Source organism: Acinetobacter sp. IK40 (genome assembly GCF_035615075.1).
Classification (GTDB): domain Bacteria; phylum Pseudomonadota; class Gammaproteobacteria; order Pseudomonadales; family Moraxellaceae; genus Acinetobacter; species Acinetobacter courvalinii.
This window is the reverse complement of record NZ_JANBOE010000011.1, coordinates 1-18,281: the sequence shown is the minus strand read 5'-3', so window position 1 is coordinate 18,281 and position 18,281 is coordinate 1. Positions and strand designations below refer to the sequence as shown.

At 43.0% G+C, this 18,281-nt stretch carries 17 protein-coding genes; 4 read left to right on the top strand and 13 right to left on the bottom strand.

Annotated features, from left to right (window positions below; translation table 11 throughout):
* Positions 1–223 precede the first annotated feature (223 nt).
* On the bottom strand, positions 224–1,489 hold the full coding sequence (locus MSG93_RS17130) for a glutamate-5-semialdehyde dehydrogenase (RefSeq protein ID WP_005227310.1): 1,266 nt from the start codon (positions 1,487–1,489) through the stop codon (positions 224–226).
* 354 nt (positions 1,490–1,843) lie between these two features.
* Here MSG93_RS17130 and MSG93_RS17125 point away from each other — a divergent pair, with 354 nt between their 5' ends.
* Positions 1,844–3,157, top strand: a complete 1,314-nt coding sequence (locus MSG93_RS17125) for an alpha/beta hydrolase (protein WP_324622643.1) — start codon at positions 1,844–1,846, stop codon at positions 3,155–3,157.
* Positions 3,158–3,212: 55 nt separating this feature from the next.
* On the opposite strand, the gene MSG93_RS17120 is transcribed toward MSG93_RS17125, so the two are convergent.
* On the bottom strand, positions 3,213–4,055 hold the full coding sequence (locus MSG93_RS17120) for a class I SAM-dependent methyltransferase (RefSeq protein WP_324622642.1): 843 nt from the start codon (positions 4,053–4,055) through the stop codon (positions 3,213–3,215).
* Positions 4,056–4,341: 286 nt separating this feature from the next.
* Positions 4,342–5,364, bottom strand: a complete 1,023-nt coding sequence (gene nagZ, locus MSG93_RS17115) for a beta-N-acetylhexosaminidase (RefSeq protein WP_009510633.1) — start codon at positions 5,362–5,364, stop codon at positions 4,342–4,344.
* A 237-nt stretch (positions 5,365–5,601) separates the two neighbouring features.
* Here nagZ and MSG93_RS17110 point away from each other — a divergent pair, with 237 nt between their 5' ends.
* Complete coding sequence (locus MSG93_RS17110; RefSeq protein WP_005283159.1) at positions 5,602–7,785, top strand: carboxy terminal-processing peptidase; 2,184 nt, start codon at positions 5,602–5,604, stop codon at positions 7,783–7,785.
* Between the two features lie 248 nt (positions 7,786–8,033).
* Here MSG93_RS17110 and MSG93_RS17105 read toward each other — a convergent pair whose 3' ends face one another.
* The 6 genes from MSG93_RS17105 to MSG93_RS17080 all read right to left on the bottom strand — a co-directional run bounded on the left by MSG93_RS17105 (position 8,034) and on the right by MSG93_RS17080 (position 11,860).
* Positions 8,034–8,477, bottom strand: coding sequence for a DUF2147 domain-containing protein (locus MSG93_RS17105; RefSeq protein WP_276553321.1), 444 nt, complete (start codon positions 8,475–8,477; stop codon positions 8,034–8,036).
* Positions 8,478–8,684: 207 nt separating this feature from the next.
* Positions 8,685–9,128 (bottom strand): DUF2147 domain-containing protein, encoded by a 444-nt coding sequence (locus tag MSG93_RS17100; protein ID WP_005227299.1) that lies wholly within the window; start codon positions 9,126–9,128, stop codon positions 8,685–8,687.
* Positions 9,129–9,215: 87 nt separating this feature from the next.
* Positions 9,216–9,884 (bottom strand): LrgB family protein, encoded by a 669-nt coding sequence (locus MSG93_RS17095; protein ID WP_005227298.1) that lies wholly within the window; start codon positions 9,882–9,884, stop codon positions 9,216–9,218.
* Between the two features lie 11 nt (positions 9,885–9,895).
* Entirely contained in the window at positions 9,896–10,258 is a 363-nt protein-coding gene (locus tag MSG93_RS17090) for a hypothetical protein (RefSeq protein WP_005227297.1), read from the bottom strand.
* A gap of 43 nt (positions 10,259–10,301) precedes the next feature.
* A complete protein-coding gene (hflX, locus tag MSG93_RS17085) occupies positions 10,302–11,645 on the bottom strand; it encodes a ribosome rescue GTPase HflX (protein WP_009510567.1) in 1,344 nt (447 codons plus the stop codon).
* A 74-nt stretch (positions 11,646–11,719) separates the two neighbouring features.
* Entirely contained in the window at positions 11,720–11,860 is a 141-nt protein-coding gene (locus MSG93_RS17080; RefSeq protein WP_009510551.1) for a hypothetical protein, read from the bottom strand.
* Between the two features lie 190 nt (positions 11,861–12,050).
* Here MSG93_RS17080 and MSG93_RS17075 point away from each other — a divergent pair, with 190 nt between their 5' ends.
* Positions 12,051–12,881: a lysophospholipid acyltransferase family protein gene (locus tag MSG93_RS17075; RefSeq protein ID WP_009510622.1), complete on the top strand. Its 831-nt coding sequence runs from the start codon at positions 12,051–12,053 to the stop codon at positions 12,879–12,881.
* Here the strand turns inward: MSG93_RS17075 and MSG93_RS17070 are convergent.
* The gene (locus MSG93_RS17070) at positions 12,874–14,436 is read right to left on the bottom strand and encodes a phospholipase D family protein (protein WP_227555710.1); all 1,563 of its coding nucleotides are present in this window, start codon (positions 14,434–14,436) and stop codon (positions 12,874–12,876) included. The two genes, MSG93_RS17075 and MSG93_RS17070, sit on opposite strands and share 8 nt — an antisense overlap.
* Positions 14,437–14,605: 169 nt before the next feature.
* On the opposite strand from MSG93_RS17070, the gene MSG93_RS17065 reads away from it, so the two are divergent.
* Complete coding sequence (locus MSG93_RS17065; protein WP_199950355.1) at positions 14,606–15,616, top strand: metallophosphoesterase; 1,011 nt, start codon at positions 14,606–14,608, stop codon at positions 15,614–15,616.
* Positions 15,617–15,663: 47 nt separating this feature from the next.
* Here the strand turns inward: MSG93_RS17065 and MSG93_RS17060 are convergent, their stop codons facing one another.
* Genes MSG93_RS17060 through MSG93_RS17050 form a run of 3 tightly spaced genes read right to left on the bottom strand, consistent with a single transcriptional unit; the run spans position 15,664 to position 17,855 of the window.
* The gene (locus MSG93_RS17060; RefSeq protein ID WP_005227291.1) at positions 15,664–16,143 is read right to left on the bottom strand and encodes an OmpA family protein; all 480 of its coding nucleotides are present in this window, start codon (positions 16,141–16,143) and stop codon (positions 15,664–15,666) included.
* Between the two features lie 8 nt (positions 16,144–16,151).
* Positions 16,152–17,375: a diguanylate cyclase domain-containing protein gene (locus tag MSG93_RS17055; protein WP_005227290.1), complete on the bottom strand. Its 1,224-nt coding sequence runs from the start codon at positions 17,373–17,375 to the stop codon at positions 16,152–16,154.
* 6 nt (positions 17,376–17,381) lie between these two features.
* Positions 17,382–17,855, bottom strand: coding sequence for a YfiR family protein (locus MSG93_RS17050; protein WP_324622784.1), 474 nt, complete (start codon positions 17,853–17,855; stop codon positions 17,382–17,384).
* Positions 17,856–18,281 lie beyond the last annotated feature (426 nt).

Below are 18,281 nucleotides of genomic sequence, written 5' to 3'. Positions count from 1 at the left end.
ATCAAGCGCAATGTTTTAACATGGGATGTCATCTTGGCGAAGATAGACTTTAGCCTATACAACCCGTTTATAAATCAACCTAATCAGTATAGGCTGGAAATCATATCTTCTTTTAATTGATCTGTAGGTTTTATCATTATTTTTGTATGCAAGTATATAAAAACACGATAAAGATCAATTAAATGGCCTTTATCGTGTGGCTGTATTGCAATAGGTGTTTCTATTATTGGCGGATTTGACCGTCGCCAAACACAATCCATTTTTGAGAGGTTAAACCTTCTAGGCCAACTGGGCCTCGGGCATGGATTTTATCGGTTGAAATGCCGATTTCTGCACCTAAACCATATTCAAAACCATCGGCAAAGCGTGTAGACGCATTGATCATGACTGAGCTTGAATCAACACGTGCCAAGAACTCACGGGCTAGACTAAAGTTTTCGGTGATAATGGCATCGGTATGGTGCGAACCATACTTATTGATATGCTCAATCGCTTCATCCATACCCGTGACCACTTTGACTGCAAGAATTGGTCCGAGATATTCAGTATACCAATCTTCCTCTGTGGCTGTTTTTACAGATACACCTAGGATACGTTGGGTTTCCGCACAGCCGCGTAGTTCAACCTGCTTTTCAGCATACAGCTCAGCAATTAGAGGGAGGAATTCTTCTGCAATCGCTTCATCAACCAATAAGGTTTCCATGGCATTACACACGCCATAGCGATGGGTTTTGGCATTCAGGGCAATCGGTAAGGCTTTTTGCAGGTCGGCCTGGGCTTCTACAAATACATGGCAGTTGCCATCTAAATGTTTAATCACAGGAATACGGGCTTCATTGCTGATACGTTCAATCAGGCTTTTACCACCACGCGGCACGATCACATCGACAAACTCGGTCATGGTAATCAGATGGCCAACCGCGGCACGATCTGGGGTGTCAATCACCTGTACCGCATGCTCAGGCAAGCCTGAAACCTGTAAGCCATGCTGGATCGCAGTGGCAATGGCCTTGTTAGACTCCAGTGCTTCCGAACCGCCACGTAAAATAATCGCGTTGCCAGATTTTAACGCCAGGGATGCCGCTTCAAGCGTTACATTCGGTCTTGATTCGTAAATCATCCCGATCACGCCTAAAGGCACACGCATTTTACCCAACTGGATACCCGATGGACGGTAAGCCAGGTCAGTAATTTCCCCAATCGGGTCCACCAGACCAATGACATCTTTTAAACCTTGCAGCATGCCTTTAAAGCGTGCCGGAGTAAGCTCTAGACGATCCAGCAGGGCGCTGTCCAGTTGACGCTGGCGACCATTGTCCATATCAATTTGATTGGCCGCTAAAATCTGGGCCTGATTATTTTCCAAAGCGGTATAGATCGCAGACAAGGCATGATTTTTCAAATGCGTTGAGGCGCTGGTTAGCATACGAGATGCCTGACGTGCCTGAGCACCGACCTGTTGCATATAATTTTGAATAGAGTCTTGCATAGCAGTTTGATATTTGCATGTATTTATAAAGATAGTAACAGTCAAATGCTGAACAATGAATAGGCGAAACTGACAATTCAACAAATTATAAAACGTTAATTGGCGCAAAATTTTTTATTTTAGTGCGATGAAGATATTGAATCTAAAGCCAAGACTACATATTTTGCAAAAGATTATTCATTTAAACAAGATGAGTGGTTAAGGAAATGATTGCGTATAAAACGTGCATACGTATAGAATGAAAAAGTATAGGATAAATGTAATACAAATTTTATAAATTTGTTAACTTGCAAGAGCAAATCGCTGAAAATGAGATGCTTGCAACAGAAAAATAAACAAGGATGGAGGAAGGACATGAATTCCATTATCCAAATGGACTCGGATATAAATCATACCTACACAGGCTTTGGTTTTTTCGACATTTACAATAAAAACAGTTTTAAGCAGCCAGCACGTACCACGTGGATTGATGGCTGGAAAATTGAATATATGGCCATTGCAGATCCTAAAACGATCTATAACACGCCAATTGTAATTGTCGGGGGCGCATTTCAAAATTTTAACTCTTATAAGTATTGTGTTGAGCAACTCTTTGAGAGTGGTCCTGTGATTTTAATCGATTTACCTTCAATGGGTGCGAACCAGCAGATTCGTAATGTTGATACCGGTGAATCTGCTGGAATTCTGGAACTACCTGATTTATCAAAAATGCTCGGTCAATGGCTGGATATTGTTGGAATCGATAAGGTTTCTATGATGGGGATGTCATTGGGGTCGGTGGTCGCTTCTTCATTTGCCGATCAACGTCCAGAACTGATTGACCGCATGGTGTTGATGGGAGTGATGCAAAAGACCCGTAAAAGCTGGCGTATGCTGCTGGAAGAGTCTTTGCATTTAATGCGTGAAGATCGTATGGAAGAGTTTGGTCAGGCGGTGATTCTCTATCTTGTCAATCATGCCAAACTGGACAAGACGCGCATGTCGCCAACGGCCAAGCGTCTGTTCTTCAAACAGATGGCAGAGTTTAGTGCCACAGAGCGCGAGCGTTATGAAATTAACTGCAACCGTTTATTGCGTTTAAGCGATGTGCCGGTTCCGCAATGTAAGACCTTGGTTGCAGCCGGACAATATGACAGCTTTACCTTGCCGCATGAAAATGCCGATTTTGCCTTACAATGTCAGGATATGCAGTTTGCCCTGATTGCCAATGCAGATCATGTACCGCAATTGCAACGCCGTAAAGAAACCATGAATCTGTTTACTACCTTTTTAAAAGGGGAATCTATCGACAATCTGGATGGTATCATTCCGATGAACCGTGAACAGATGCAGCAGATGGAACGCCGTGGTGAAGAACGGATCGCAGTGTTACAACCCGAAAGTAAACTGACTCATCGTCATTTGAATACTGAAGCAGCGGTGAGCATTGTGGATATCACCTTCTTTGGCGTGTACTTAAAACCTCACCAGCTAGAGCAGCTTGATTTTGTCACGCAGCATCCACGTGACTTAGCCTTGCATTTAACAGATGAAGAAGGCGAGTTTAAAATTGAATGTTTAATCTTTGATGCAACTGAGCAAGGATTACGTATCTTGTTTAAACATGGCAGTTTTGATATCGCCGAGCGTTTGACCCGTTTTATTCAACGCCAGAAGCCAACTGAATAACACCTATTGTGGCATTAAAAAAAGTGGCAATTTGCCACTTTCTTTTTTGCTGATGTTATCGATTGCTCGCCTGAATCATCCAGACCAGGTCTCCTAAATGTTGCTCTTTGTTTTCTAACGCGGTGTGCTCAAAAAATTGCTTCGGTTGTAGGACCTCAACCTGATGAAAACCGGCTTCCTGAAAAAAGTGTTCGACTTCAGCAGGGGTTTTAAAATGAAAACTAAAGGCACTGCGAGACATCCATTTCAGCAAGCGGCTACTGTTCCAGATAATCGTCGCCAGTTTATTTTGGGTTGGTTCTGGATAGATATCGGTTAAATAGTGCAATGTTTGAAAGTCTTGACCATAGTGGGCAATCGCTTGAATGAGTTGTTGTAACAATGGTTTGTCAAAGTAGTTGATCAACCCTTCACTAATGACCACCAATGGGCGTTTCGGATCAAAGATTTCAAATGCCGAAGCAAATGCTTCTGTAAACAGGTCTAGCGATAATACAGCATCGCTATGACTTTCAATTTGCTGCAATGCTGCCTGTTTGGTGGCCGCCATATCCGGTAAGTCCAGTTCACGATAGCTGATTTCTGGGTAATGTTGTCTAAACCACCAGCCACGTGGTGATAGGCCACAGGCAATTTCTAGCACTTGTAGATCAGGATGTTGTTCAATCAGTTTTTTTAAATGGCTATCCAGCATGCTGTGACGTTGTTTGAGTGTAGTACGCATGCTGCCACCGACATGTTTTTCCGCCCAGCTTTCGATGGGATGGACTAAGGCGGCGAGTGTTTTGCCTTTTTTTGTTGCCAGCGCCGGATGTGAGATCCCCATTTGATACCAGATATAGCCTGTGTAGTGTGCTGTAAATGAAATATGGCGATGTTTTGAAAGTTGTTGTGTCATCTGTCCTAGACTCTATTTTTTCCTAATTTAGATATAAAATTCATCTCTTTAAAATACAGAGTGCTTTGACTACATCTTGATTTAGGCTTGTTATTTACTATCATGGGGCGGCATGGATGCCGCCGTTGGGCTGGGGTTACAAGGATGTACCCTCAGCCTAACAAAGGATTTTTGCTTACTTTTCATCCCTGAAAAGTAGGTCGAGCCGAAGGCCAAATCCTTTAATCAGATGAGTACTCGGCAAGATTCCATCGTGTGAATAGAACAATTAAAAATCTAATCAAAGTTAGAACGAATTCTTAAATTCTTCAATGACTTTTCTGACGTTATGCCAGTTTTCATCGTCTAACGTTAAGGTAGTACCGATTTGGATATTTGGAATCTTACCGCGCATCCGTTCTAAACGTTGTTGGTTTGGTAAAGCCAATGTTTGAATGCCTTCCAATGCGCTACACGCGGCAGCACGGTCATTACACACCAGTCCCATATCACAGCCTGCATTTAACGCGGCTTGAATACGGGCATCTGCACCGCCAGCGACGCAGGCAGCCTGCATACTCAAGTCGTCCGAGAAAAGTACGCCGTCAAATTTAAGTTGTTGACGTAAGATTTGTTGTAACCAGAATGGTGAGAAACCTGCCGGATTTGGATCAACCTGATCATAGATCACGTGCGCAGGCATCAAGGCATCCAGCTGTGGCATCAGCTTGATAAAGCTTTGCATATCCTTGTCATAGATTTCCTGATATGAACGGCTGTCAATTGCAGCGGCAACATGTGAGTCGGCTTTGACTGAACCGTGACCAGGGAAGTGCTTACCTGTTGTCGCCATGCCTGCTTTTTTCATACCGCGCATAAAGGCATCGGCAAGTGGAACGATGTCCTGCATATTTTTGGCAAAGCCGCGATCACCAATCACATCACTGACATCATTCAGGTCCAGAACAGGTGCAAAGCTGAAATCAATACCGACCGCCAATACTTCTGTTGCCATGAGCCAGCCGCATTGTTCAGCCAGCTCAACTGCCTGTTCAGGATGAGTGAGATAACGCTCGCCTAAGCGTCCCATGGCCGGTAACAAGGTAAAGCCCTGTCTTAAACGCTGTACACGGCCACCTTCCTGATCGACAGCAATCAGAATTTCTGGACGGACCTGACGCATATGATCGGTTAGAGCACGGACCTGTTGAGGGGATTCAATGTTGCGCGCAAATAAAATCATGCCACCGACTTGCGGAGCTTGTAATAGTTCAATATCTTCTTGGGTAAGTTCTGTGCCAGCAATATCTAGCATCAATGCGCCGATCATAAGGATTCCGTTTGAATTTTGATGAAAAAAACGATAGCTAAATTGTGCAATGATTTGCTACATTTTGTCAGTACAGAATATGATAAAACTACATGATATTGATGATAAGTGCTTATTGGTCATTTATTTATGACGACTAATCAGTACTGCAAGTTGATAAAGTATCGAATGAAATGTGTTCATATTGACAGTATCAGCGTGTAATAATTGCCATATCCAAGGAAGTACCAAAATTTTATGAAACTTCAAATGATAGCGTGTGCAGTTGCAATTGCGACTGGTGGTTTATTTTTCTCTCACACCATGAATGAGGCGTTTGCGGCGACAGAAACACCAGTGGTTTCAACCGTTATCAAGCCAACACAAGAACAAGCGCTCGTATCACGTCAGCTCGCAACCTTGGTTGATCGCCAGCATTATTTGAATATGCGTTTAGATGCAACCACGTCAAACCGTATTCTGGATATGTATCTCGACAGTCTTGATCCAGATCATTCATTATTTTTAAGCGGTGAAGTTGCAGACTATAAGAATAAGTATGGTTCCACTTTTGGTAGCTCATTAAAAGCCGGTAACTTAACTGGGCCTTTTGCTATTCATGCGCAATATCGTGACCGTTTGAAACAGTTCTATGAGTTTATGTTGGCCGAATTGAAGAAGCCCCAGAACCTGAATCAGAAAGATGTCTATCTGGAAACCGATCGTGAAAAAGCGCCTTATTTCCAGACGGCTGCTGAACAACAGGCACATTGGCAGAAAATGCTGGTGTCACAGCTGATCAATTTGACCATTAGCAAAGAAGAAGAACAGGCCAAGCAGAAAGCATTAAAGGCAGATCCATCACTGGCCAATGGTCAGGATTTGACTGGCCCAGAAGATTTAACCCCGGTTCAGACTTTAACCAAGCGCTATACCCGTCAGTTAGAACGTATTGGTCGGGTCAAGAGTGATGATGTCCTCGACAAAACCCTGAATGCGATGATGGCGACCTATGATCCACATAGTAACTATTATCCACCCATTGATGCGATGGAATTGAATCGTCAAACCACCTTGCAACTTGAGGGCATTGGGGTTTCGATTCGTCCAGAACGCGGCAATGAAGATTACACCAAGATCGAGACCATCGTTGAGGGCGGTCCGGCAAGTAAATCAGGTCAGGTCAAATCAGGCGACCGCATCATTGGTGTCGCTCAAGACGGCGATAAAATGGTGGATGTGATTGGCTGGCCGAGCTCGGAAATTGTGGGCTTGATTCGTGGTAAACGTGGCACCAAGGTGGTAGTACGTCTACTAGGTGCAGGGGCACCGATGAGTCAGGCGCGTAATGTCACTTTAACGCGCGACATTATTCAGGAAGAAGATGCCGGTGTTCGTTCGCGTACGGTTGAAATCACCCGTGATGGTAAAAAACACCTATTTGGCGTACTTGAAATTCCTTCGTTCTACTTTGATTATCGCTCACGTCGTGCGGGAACCGAGTACCGTTCAGTTTCTGAAGATACGGCTAAAGCACTGGAATCACTGAAAGCACAGAAAGTGGAAGGGGTACTGGTGGACCTGCGTAATGACCCGGGTGGTTCTTTGGAAGAAGTTGCGCGTATGCTGGGTCAGGTAATCAAGTCAGGGCCAGTGGTTCAGATCCGTGATGGCAATGGTAATGTCAATGTCTTTGAAGATACCGATGGTGGCGAGCAGCTTTATGCAGGCCCGATGGCAGTATTGGTCAACTTGGCATCGGCTTCTGCCAGTGAAATCTATTCTGCTGCGATTCAGGACTATGAGCGTGGCATCATTATCGGTAGCACGACTACAGGTAAAGGTACGGCTCAGGTGCAGCTGGATTCACTTGCTTATGGTCAGGCAACCCTGACACAGCGTAAGTTCTACCGTATTACCGGTGGAAGTACGCAAAATAAAGGTGTAATCCCGGATATCAAACTGGTGGATATCTACAATGAAGAGTTTGGTGAGCGTAAAGCCAAAAATGCCTTGAAGTGGGACACCATTCCAACCGCACCATTTAAGCGTGAAGGTTCAGTTCAACCGTATATTGCCAAGTTAACGGAAACATCTCAGCAACGTGTTGCCGTAGACTCACAGTTCAAGTATCTAGAAGCGCGTAAAGCGATTGCCAAGAAAACCTCTGATCAGAAGAAAGTGGTACTGGATATCAATCAGCGCCGTGCTGAACTGATTGATCTGGAAAAACAAACCTTGAATGCTGAAAACCAGCGTCGTGCGGCAACAGGTCAGGCACCTTATGCCAACTGGGAAAGTTATCAGGCTTCAATTGACGCATTGGTTGAATCACGTGCCAAGATGAAAGCACATTTACGTCCGCCACTGCCTGAAGAAGAAACCTTTATTACAGAAGCGGCAAATGTCCTTTTAGATTATGCCAAGCTGCAAAATCGTTAAGTTGATATGCTTTTAAATAAAAAGCCCTGTTTGATACAGGGCTTTTTATTGCTGTCTTGATGGTGATTTCAATTTGGACGTATAGATGTCAAGATCATCGGAAGCTGGCGTAATTTGATGGTTCTAAATTTTAAATAGAATAAGCGTCCTTATCCATTGTTCAGTATAAAGACGCTTTGGGCTTAAATAACAGAGCAGTGCCGCTGCATGATCCGAGTAATCTTTTCTACCTGTTTTAGCAACAAGCGCTACTCAGTGCGTATCCAGATTTGATTACGACCCAGCGCAGAAATCCCCAGATAACCCCGTAAATGCAGACGTTTGCCATTGGCGCTTAATTTGGCTTTCATGCTGTAAATCTTGCCTGTATTCGGGTCCAGAATACGTCCACTGGTATAGTTAAGACCTTCACTATGTTTTAAGCCTGTCAACACATCCAGTCCGATAATCGGTTTATTGGTATAGGGCGCGGGGCAGTCCACACAGATTTCCTTGGGTACATAACCTGTCCGTGGGGTAATTTTCACAACTTTACCTGTATAGGTGCCATTGGCCTCTTGGCGAATTTCAACGATCCCTTTTGGTGCACCTGTTTTATCATCGATACTTTGCCAGAGACCAGTGATGTCTTGGGCAAAGCTAAAGCTGCTGATCATGGTTAAAAATAAAATACTGATTAAGCTTTTACTCATTATTAAAAATCCGTTTAACACTCATTTTTATTATGTAGGATATCTAATAAGCGATTCAATCATTATTTTACATTTGTATATTAATATTTGAAAATTCAATGTTTTTTAATTTTTTGATCAAAAAAGCCTCTCCATTTTAAAATAATGAAGAGGCTCTTTAAATTTATTTAAATACACGTCGGGCCGTTTGATGCTCCCTACAAATATTTACTCTGCCCGAATCCAGATCTGATTCCGGCCTAATGCAGAAACACCCAAATAACCCCGTAAATGCAGACGTTTACCGTTGGCACTGAGTTTGGCTTTCATACTGTAAATTTTACCTGTATTCGGATCGAGAATCCGGCCATGGGTATAATTCGAACCATCACTGTATTTTAAGCCGGTGACCACATCCAGACCGACAATCGGTTTGTTGGTGTAGGGTGCAGGGCAATCTACACAGGTTTCTTTAGGTGTATAGCCAGTACGTGGTGTTATTTTTACAACTTTTCCGGCATAGGTGCCATTCGATTCTTTACGAATTTCCACCAGTGCCTTCGGTGCTCCGGTTTTGTCATCAATACTTTGCCAGAGCCCCGTAATATCCTCTGCAAAAGTAAAACTGCTGATTGCAGTCAAGCATAACGCCCCGATTAATTTTTTCCCCATTATTAAAAATCCTTTTAATATTCAAGCATTCATTATGAAGGATTTTTGACAACCAGTTCAACCTTTAACTGATACTTGTGGCAAATTTTAAGATAAAGATAAAATAAAAGTCGGCAGCCAGATTGCGGTAAATACGCCATTCACAGCCATACCAAATGCAGCATATCGGCCCGCAACAGGTCCACGTTGCCATGCCTGTGCAGTACCAATGGCATGTGCTGCCAGACCTAGGGCCAGGCCCGAAGCACGTTCATCATGGATATGTTTTAAGATCCAGGGAGAAAATGCGGCGCCAATCACACCGGATAGAATCACAATCAGGGTCACCATCATTAAAGGGGCATGTAGCAGGGTTGCAATGTTCAGCGCAATTGGCGTGGTTACAGCACGGGTAGCAAATGCCAGAATGGTCGGCTCGGACATATGCAGTAAATACGCTAGCCCCATTGGTAAAGCCACTGCACTGATACTTGCGAAACACAAGATACCGATCATGGATTTAAGCGGTAAGTCATCATAGCGCATCGCAGCCAGAGGAATCGCCAAAGCCACGGTGACGTAGCCGAGCAGGTGATTAAAAACATTATTCACATGATCCATGTACTGCTGATAGGGAATCCCGAAAATGGCTAAGAACGCGATGACAATAAACATGCCGAAAACGATTAAGGGAATCTGTGGAAATTTCTGATTCAGCGGTTTGGCCAGAAGATAACTGATCAAGGTAATGATAAAGCCATAGATAACCATAGACATCGATCAGCTCCTTATAACCAACGCTTCGCCATTTTGGCATAGATCCATAATGGCAATAATGTACTGAATGTTAAAATAAATAGAAAGGCAGGAATTTCCTTGCCCATATGCACCAGCATGATTAACGAACCGGCACAGATGGGTAAAAAGGCAAACGCACTTTCTTTCAATATTTTATTGTTGGTATCAATCAGACGATTGGAGATTTTTTTAAAGCGTCGCCAGATCAATAAGGTCATTAACAGACTAATTAGCCCGACCAGATTGCCCAGTTCGGGATGACCAAAAGCCGTTGTGATCGCGACAGCTCCTTCACGATAGCCAATAATTAATAAAATCGTGCCAAACCAAGCTGTCCAATCAATATTCTTCATTTTATTTGTTACTCTCGTTAATCTAAACGATGGCTGATCGCAATTAGGATGAGTGAGGGCCGATCTCAAATTCTTCCAAAGGTCGCTGGAATAGGGAAGCTTTTTTTCCCAGTATTTCGTCTAATGGCAAATGAGCCTGTTTAATGAGTTGTTCCAGCTTATGTGGTGCAATACGGACCGACAGGTGTAAATTGCCATGATCATCATAATGTTCAGACTGAATGACATTCAGGGTATATAACTGGGTACGTAATTTCCCATAAGCAGGTTTTAACACTAAATCAAAATCTTGTAACTGGCCCAACAGACATTGTTGTACCGCTTGCGCAAGCAGCTCCAAGCCTTGTCCTGAATGTGCTGAAACATAGACCCGATCAGGCTGGTCTGCCGATTTATAAATAATTTTGGGCGCATCACCGCTCAGGTCAATTTTATTGTAAACATGCAAGATGGGCGCATCGGCACCAATTTCTTTGAGAACAGATTCAACCGCTTCAATTTGCTCTGGCATATTCGGACTGCTGCTATCAATCACATGCAGCAGCAAGGTGGCCTCTAAGGTTTCTTCCAAGGTTGCTTTAAATGATTCAACCAGATCATGCTGCAGATTTCTGACAAAGCCGACGGTATCTGCGAGTACTACCGTGCCAATACCATCCCAGTCTAAACGGCGTAAGGTTGGATCGAGGGTGGCAAACAGTTGATCTGCGGCATAGACATCACTTTTTGCCAGCAGATTAAATAAGGTTGATTTGCCCGCATTGGTATAACCCACCAGTGAAATGGTCGGGATCGCGGCTTTTTGTCTTGCAGCACGACCTTGCAGACGGGTTTGTTGTACCTTGACCAGTTTATCCTTGAGCTGGGTAATCCGGACCCGAATTAAACGACGGTCGGTTTCAAGTTGTGATTCACCCGGTCCACGCAGGCCGATCCCGCCTTTTTGCTGCTCCAGATTACCGGTAAAACCACGAATCAGGCGAGTGGATAAATGTTTGAGCTGGGCCAGTTCGACCTGTAATTTACCTTCATGGGTCCGCGCGCGTAAGGCGAAAATGTCCAGAATTAAACCTGTGCGGTCAATCACACGACATTTTAAGATCCGTTCCAGGTTACGTTCCTGGGCGGGTGACAGGGAATGGTCAAAAATAACCAGCTCAGCTTCGAGACTTTGTACCAGTTCGGCGATTTCATCGACTTTACCTGAGCCAATGAAAAATTTCGGGTCAGGTTTATTGCGTTGTACCACAAGATGTTCAAGGATTTCAGCGCCAGCGGATTGAGCAAGCAATCGAAACTCTTCAGCATCAAGATCATCGAGGAGCTGAACAGACACACTGACTAAAATTGCCCGTTCACCGCTTTGACGCTGCTCAAAATTTTCCACGCGACTATGTAATCCTTATTTTTAAAGTCTTATTCTAGAATAAACTTCAAGCAAAGGGCAAAGGCTTACACGATTTATATGACATTACGACGTAAAAGCTCAATGAAACCGACCAGTGTGCCCATATATAGAATTGACCAGCCAAGGAACATTCTCAGCGCATAGCCATAAGGAACTGTGGTTTGGTTTGCTGATGTTGTGCTTTGCGGATTCATCACATCACCTTTTAATCAGTAAATTCGATTTATTTATATTAATTGATCTAATAAACCTTTTAAAATTGAAAAAAATTATGCTCGCATTCGCTTTTTATGATGCAGATAACTTCTATAAGTCGATATCGGCATGATATAACTGGATGAATTCAATGCACATATGCATCTATGCGTACGGTTTTAATGATTTATGACTCAAGAAGTAACAGCGGTAAATAAAACCCCATTAAATTTAATCTCTAAATTGAGTTTGTATAGTAAAAAATTAGCCTCAGGCCTGGAAACAATAGGTGAAGGCTTTTATCTGATTTACCGTCATGGTCTATATAAAGATCCCAATAATCCAGTCAATACCCGATACGTACAGTACTTCTGTCGCCGTTTATGCGAAGTGTTCAATATCGAAGTCGAAGTCCACGGGACCATTCCGCGTGAACCTGCGCTTTGGGTCAGCAACCATATTTCATGGCTGGACGTTGCGGTACTGGGGTCGGGTGCACGAATTTTCTTCTTGGCCAAAGCTGAAGTTGAAAGATGGCCGATTCTGGGAAAACTGGCAAAAGGCGGCGGAACTTTATTTATCAAACGTGGATCAGGTGATTCGATCCGTATTCGTGAACAGATTACAGAATTCTTAAAACAGGATATTCCGGTTTTGTTCTTCCCGGAAGCGACCACAACAGATGGGCGTAAAGTCAAAAAGGTGCATGGACGTTTATTGGGTGCGGCCATTGAGGCACAACGTCCGGTACAGGTCTGTGTGATTTGCTATGTCAACCAGAACGGAGAACTCGATCTGGTGGCGCCGTTTATTGGTGAAATGACCTTTGCAGAACATGTGCAGCGTGTCTTGGAAATGCCGAAAGTTACCGCACATCTGATGACTTTACCTGCGATTTCAGTCGAAGGGCATACTGTAGATAGCCTGACCAAAGAAGTGGATCGTCAGATGCGTGCCGGTCTGGCCAAATTACAGCAGAAGGTGTTGACGGTCTTGCCAGAAACGGCCGAGTCTACATAAAGCCTTCGATTGGCAACCATGAAATGATTTTTACGCCAGCTTTTTGCCACCATTTCATCTTGGGTTCTTTGGTATAAATCAACGGACCTCTAGGTGTTTCTCTCTGCCAGGTAATTTTCTTATTGGCATCCAATACTAACCGATAGGCATAGGTTTTCAGGTTTTGATCCATGGTGGCATGCACGGCTTGTGCTAAGGGTGGGCTATTCAGTAATACCCCGATTTCAGTATTTAAATAGGCAGAACGGGGGTCGAAATTAAAGGAACCAATAAATACCTGTTTCTCATCCAGTGCCATCAATTTGGCATGCAGGCTGGAACGACTGAGTCCCTTAAGATTGACTTTGGCTTTTTTCGCTAACTCTTCGGTATGTTTATCTAAATCATTTTTATCCAATGCGGGGAGGAACTCATACAGTTGTACCCCATTTTCCAGCAGTTCCTGACGATATTTTCCATAAAAGGCATGAACCACCGCCACGTCATTGGCTTTAAAGGAGTTGGTGAGTACTCTGACCTTGACTCCATCTTGCGCCAGTTCACTTAAAATTTTTGCGCCTTTCTTTTCCGGAACAAAATAAGCCGAGATCAGATCAATATTTTTTTCAGGCTGTTCCAGATGATTGATCAGCTGGAAATTCAGGTGCTCTTCTTTTTTGGCTTTGGATTTAATTTTATCAGGGGAGTCCTTCACCACCTCGGCCTTGACCCATTCCAGAGAAATATCCCGATTCATGAGTGAATCAATGGCTTGAGAACGGCTGGTCAGGTCGACATAATTCTGTACCGTAATCCGTTTATAGTGCTCGTCCAGTTGCTGCTTTAAACTTTCATAGCTCAGTCGATGCGATTTTGGATTGACAATTTCCCTGACATCGTAGGCATATTCGTGATTCCAGTAATCATCAAACGATTTGGAAATATCATTGACGGCTGTGCCGAACAGCATCACGTCCACATCGGAAAACTGGTAATTGTCACTGACATTATAATACTGGTTGGTCATGTTACGACCGCCAATCAAGGCCACTTGGTGATCGGCAATAAAACTCTTGTTATGCATCCGGCGGTTAATACGTTTCAGATCCAGTACCATATCCAGTGCACGGTATTTACGGAACCGGTAGGGGTTAAATAATTTAATTTCTATATTGGGATGCTGGGCCAGCGCCAGAAAAATACCTTCCGTATGTTTGGCATTATTATCATCAATCAGTAATCTGACTTTTACCCCACGATCAGCGGCACGAATTAAAGCGTGTAGTGCCAAAGCCCCAACTTTGTCGTTATCCCAGATATAGTATTGTAAATCCAGTGTTTTTTCGGCTTTATCAATCAAACGAAGACGCGTTGCCAGTGCTTCTAGCGGTTCATATAACACGTGATAGCCAGTCAGGTCGGGATGTTGTTCTTGTAAAGGACGGATCACCTGAGCCAAAGAAGTTTGGGTGGTATCGATCTGGGCGACAGTTTGAATGACTGGTTCCAGCTTATGCTTGGGGAGCGTACTACACCCCGTCACAGTCAACGCAATGGCGCAATAAATCGCAAGCATATTTTTATTGTAAGCGGTTGTACTTATCTTTGTATGTTTGCCATTTAAATGAGAAAATTGCGTCATAATCGTTACTGATTAAAAGTTGGGCTCGAGTATACCATTTCATCGAAAAAGATAAATATAAGATGAGACGTATGTCCCTAAAGTGAAGTTAATGAGGGCTGTAATGTCGGATTCAGATACTGTTATTGTTGGTTTTTATCTTATTTTTGCTGTTCTGGCATTATGGGCATTGATTCAGGCCTGGGTCCATCAGGCACGTACAGAAACTATTCATCCTTTTAAAGCCTTTGTACATTTGCTGGCGTTTTATCTTTCGTATTTATTGGTCCCGCTGTGGTGCTTTAGTCTGTATGCTGGCTGGGTGGGCTATTATAGCCTGCATCAGGCGGGATTTATTTTCTTGTTAAGCAGTGTGCTGATTTATGCACGCTTCATTGAACCGCATCAGATTCATGTCAAACGTCATCAATACCGTCTCAATCCAAAGCGTGAGTTTACTCGTCCGGTCAAGGTCGCATTGGTGGCCGATATGCATGTCGGTCTCTTTTCTGGGCACGAACGCCAGCTAAAAATCATTGTGAAGAAGCTGAATCAGGAACGACCTGATCTGGTGGTGGTGGCAGGGGACTGGACCTATGAGCCAGAAAACCGTTTGGTGCAAGAGCTGGAAGTGCTCAAGCAAATTCAGGCGCCGGTTTATTCTGTACCCGGTAATCATGACGAACAATATCCGGGTCCACCCATTCAGGCGCTATTGAGTAAAGCGCTAGAACAGAATAATGTGATGGATATTGAAGGCAAAATTGTCGATTTTGACGAATTCCGTCTTATCGGGATTGGTGATTTGTGGGCGGGTAAGGCGAATATGCGCTTTATGCCTGAGTTGCCGCAAGACAAGCCTTGGCTGATTTTGTCGCATAATCCGGATACCGTGGATATGGTGCCTGAATTACCGACGCGTCCCCTGATGTTATCGGGCCATACCCATGGCGGGCAGATCGAACTGCCGTGGATTACTAACTATATTATGAAGCGGGTGTCGATTCTGGGACATAAAAAAGGTTTTTATACGCATGAACATGCGGATGTATTTGTGACAGTAGGAACTGGTATGGTGGGTGTACCATTTCGATTTAGAGTGCCCCCAACAGTGGATATTATCGAATTGATTTAAATAAAAAAGCCGACTCAATTGAGTCGGCTTTTTTATGATTGCAATGCTTAAGGAATAATAATCACATTCACGCGGCGGTTGCTGGCACGGTTTTCATCCGAAGTATTCGGTACAAACGGTTGATTCGAGCCACGGCCGAGTACAGTTAAATTATTGGGTTTGAAACCCTGTTCGATGAAAATAGAAGAAACGCTTTGAGCACGTTCTTCCGAAAGTTTCTGGTTATATTCAGGATTGCCGATATTATCGGTATGGCCAACAATTTTTAATTTTTGTAGATCATATTTATTCAGCTGCGTTGCAAGACGTACAATCTCTTGCTGATGCTCCGGCTTAATATCGACCTTATTGAAATCAAATAACAAACGTTCTGGTAAGCCGAGACTCCAGCCTTCATCCGTTAATACGAACCCCTCTTTTTTTAACATCTTGACCTGACGATATTTCAACGGGCCAAAACTTAAACATCCAGCCAATGTTAGGCAGAGTAACGCAATAAATGAAATTTTAATGGTGTGTGCGCGCATAACATGTCCTAAATTTCTGGTTTATAAAGAAACCAATGTGGATTTAAACTTTTAGCTTTATACATGGCTTGATCCGCTTGCATAATCAAATCTTCTGGATTCTCTGCAAACTGAGAAAAGGCAATTCCTAAGCTAAAACCAAAATGAATAATTTCACCATTGAAATCTAAAGGCTCCTTGCAACTGGCCAGTAGACCTTCAGCAATGGTCTGTAAATGATCCGCATGATGGATAGAATGCAGGATAATAGCAAACTCATCCCCACCCAAACGGGCAATAAAATCCTCATGGCGGACAGAAAGTTTTAAACGGTCGCCCATTTCTTTTAGCACCGCATCACCAGCCAGATGCCCATACTGATCATTAATCATCTTGAAATTATTATTATCAATAAAGAGTAAAGCTGAATTATGACGGTATTGCGGATTCTCAAAAATATTAAACAGCTCTTGATAGAAATAATGACGGTTTGGCAGGCTGGTCAGCTGATCATGATGAGCCTGAAATGAAAGTTGACGATTTTCTTTTTGCAGATGCGTATGCCAAATCTGAATTTCTTCTAGCAGTTCATTAAATACCGCATTTAAATTCTGGAACTCTTTAATATGGTTGTTGGGAAAACGCAGATTATAGGCTTTCTGGTCACTGACCAGTTGGGCGATATGGGTCAGCGGCTTAATCGACTGCATGATTTGACGATAGGTAATATTCACTGACCATAATAAGGCAATCACAATAAAGAACATTGAAATGGCCAGACCGATAATAATGGTTTTCAGAAAATGTAAAATATTTTCTGAACTTCCGTATAACACCAGTTCTCCCACTTTTTTCTTGTGATGCACAATCATTAACTTGACTGGATCATGTAAAAACCAGCGATCCATCAGGTCCTGCATCATGGAAGTATGGGCTATTTTTTTGGTACTTTCAGCAAGAAGCTGATGTTGGGGATCATACACATGAATCGTTCGAATGGCATGTTCACGCGTATAATCATCCAGAATCTGGTCAATCGCGCCTTTATCCCGAAACACTACGGCTGGCTGGATCCGTTCAAGCACGGTCTGGCTCAAAAGCTGCAAGTTCTGTTTGGCATAAGTTTCCATGGTAAACATGGAAATTGTGGCAAAAGTAAAAGAACAAATCACGAAAGTAATCGCAAAAATTGCAAACTGGGATTTACGGAATAATGCATGTAAGGAAGTTGACTGATATAGATTGGAAATCATCTGCACTTACTCCGCATTCTTCGCCAAGAGCAAGACTCTTGGATCGATATGAACTTTGGAATAACTCAATGCTTCCAGATTCACCTTAAAGGTCGAATAGGTTTTCTTATTATATAAGCAGAAAATACTGCCGACTTCACACGCCGGATTATTGGTGCTTAAAGAAAGTAATGAGCGAGATGGATAAGCCTGAATCAGGTTTTGCTGTTGTTGTGGCGAGGTCGTGGTGAAATAAGCCACATGACATTCGGTTTTGGGAAAATCTTTTGCCGTGACTGCCTGCACCTGATAATCATAAGCCAACTGCCGGATATTCGACTGAAACTGATTGGCTGCTTCCGTATTGTCAATCACACAAATAGAAGGGCGGCTGGTATTCGACCATTTACTATAACTTAATATTGATAATGCCAGCTCATAGAAGTTATGCGTCGAAATGGCATAGCAAAGCGGGCTCACAGCTACCGAAGCTGCAAGCAAGATAGATCGAGCTTTGATATTTAAAAACCGTATTTTCAATCAGAAGTGCCAAAAAGTGTGAAGCAAGAGACATATTCTACTGGACTTAATTGTTTAAAAAAAGTTCTTAATTACTCAGAAAAGCCAATAAAAGTAACTATTCAGTTCAAAAAGTATGCGTTTGATCAAATAAATCAAATAAATTTAAAAAAGGGTGTTGCATTGGGTTAGGAATGCTGTAGAATGCACATCCATCGGCGGTGATGTAGATAAAAACTTGTTGAGAAACAAGGATTTGGCTAAAATGGTTAGATTCTTGAGTTGGTTGATAAGTTTGCTAAATATCTAAATTACCTGTTGACTTTTAAGAAATTGAGAGTAATATAGCCGACCTAGCTTGATGATGACGAATCATCGAGAAGATCATTAAGAGAATAGAAGAACAAC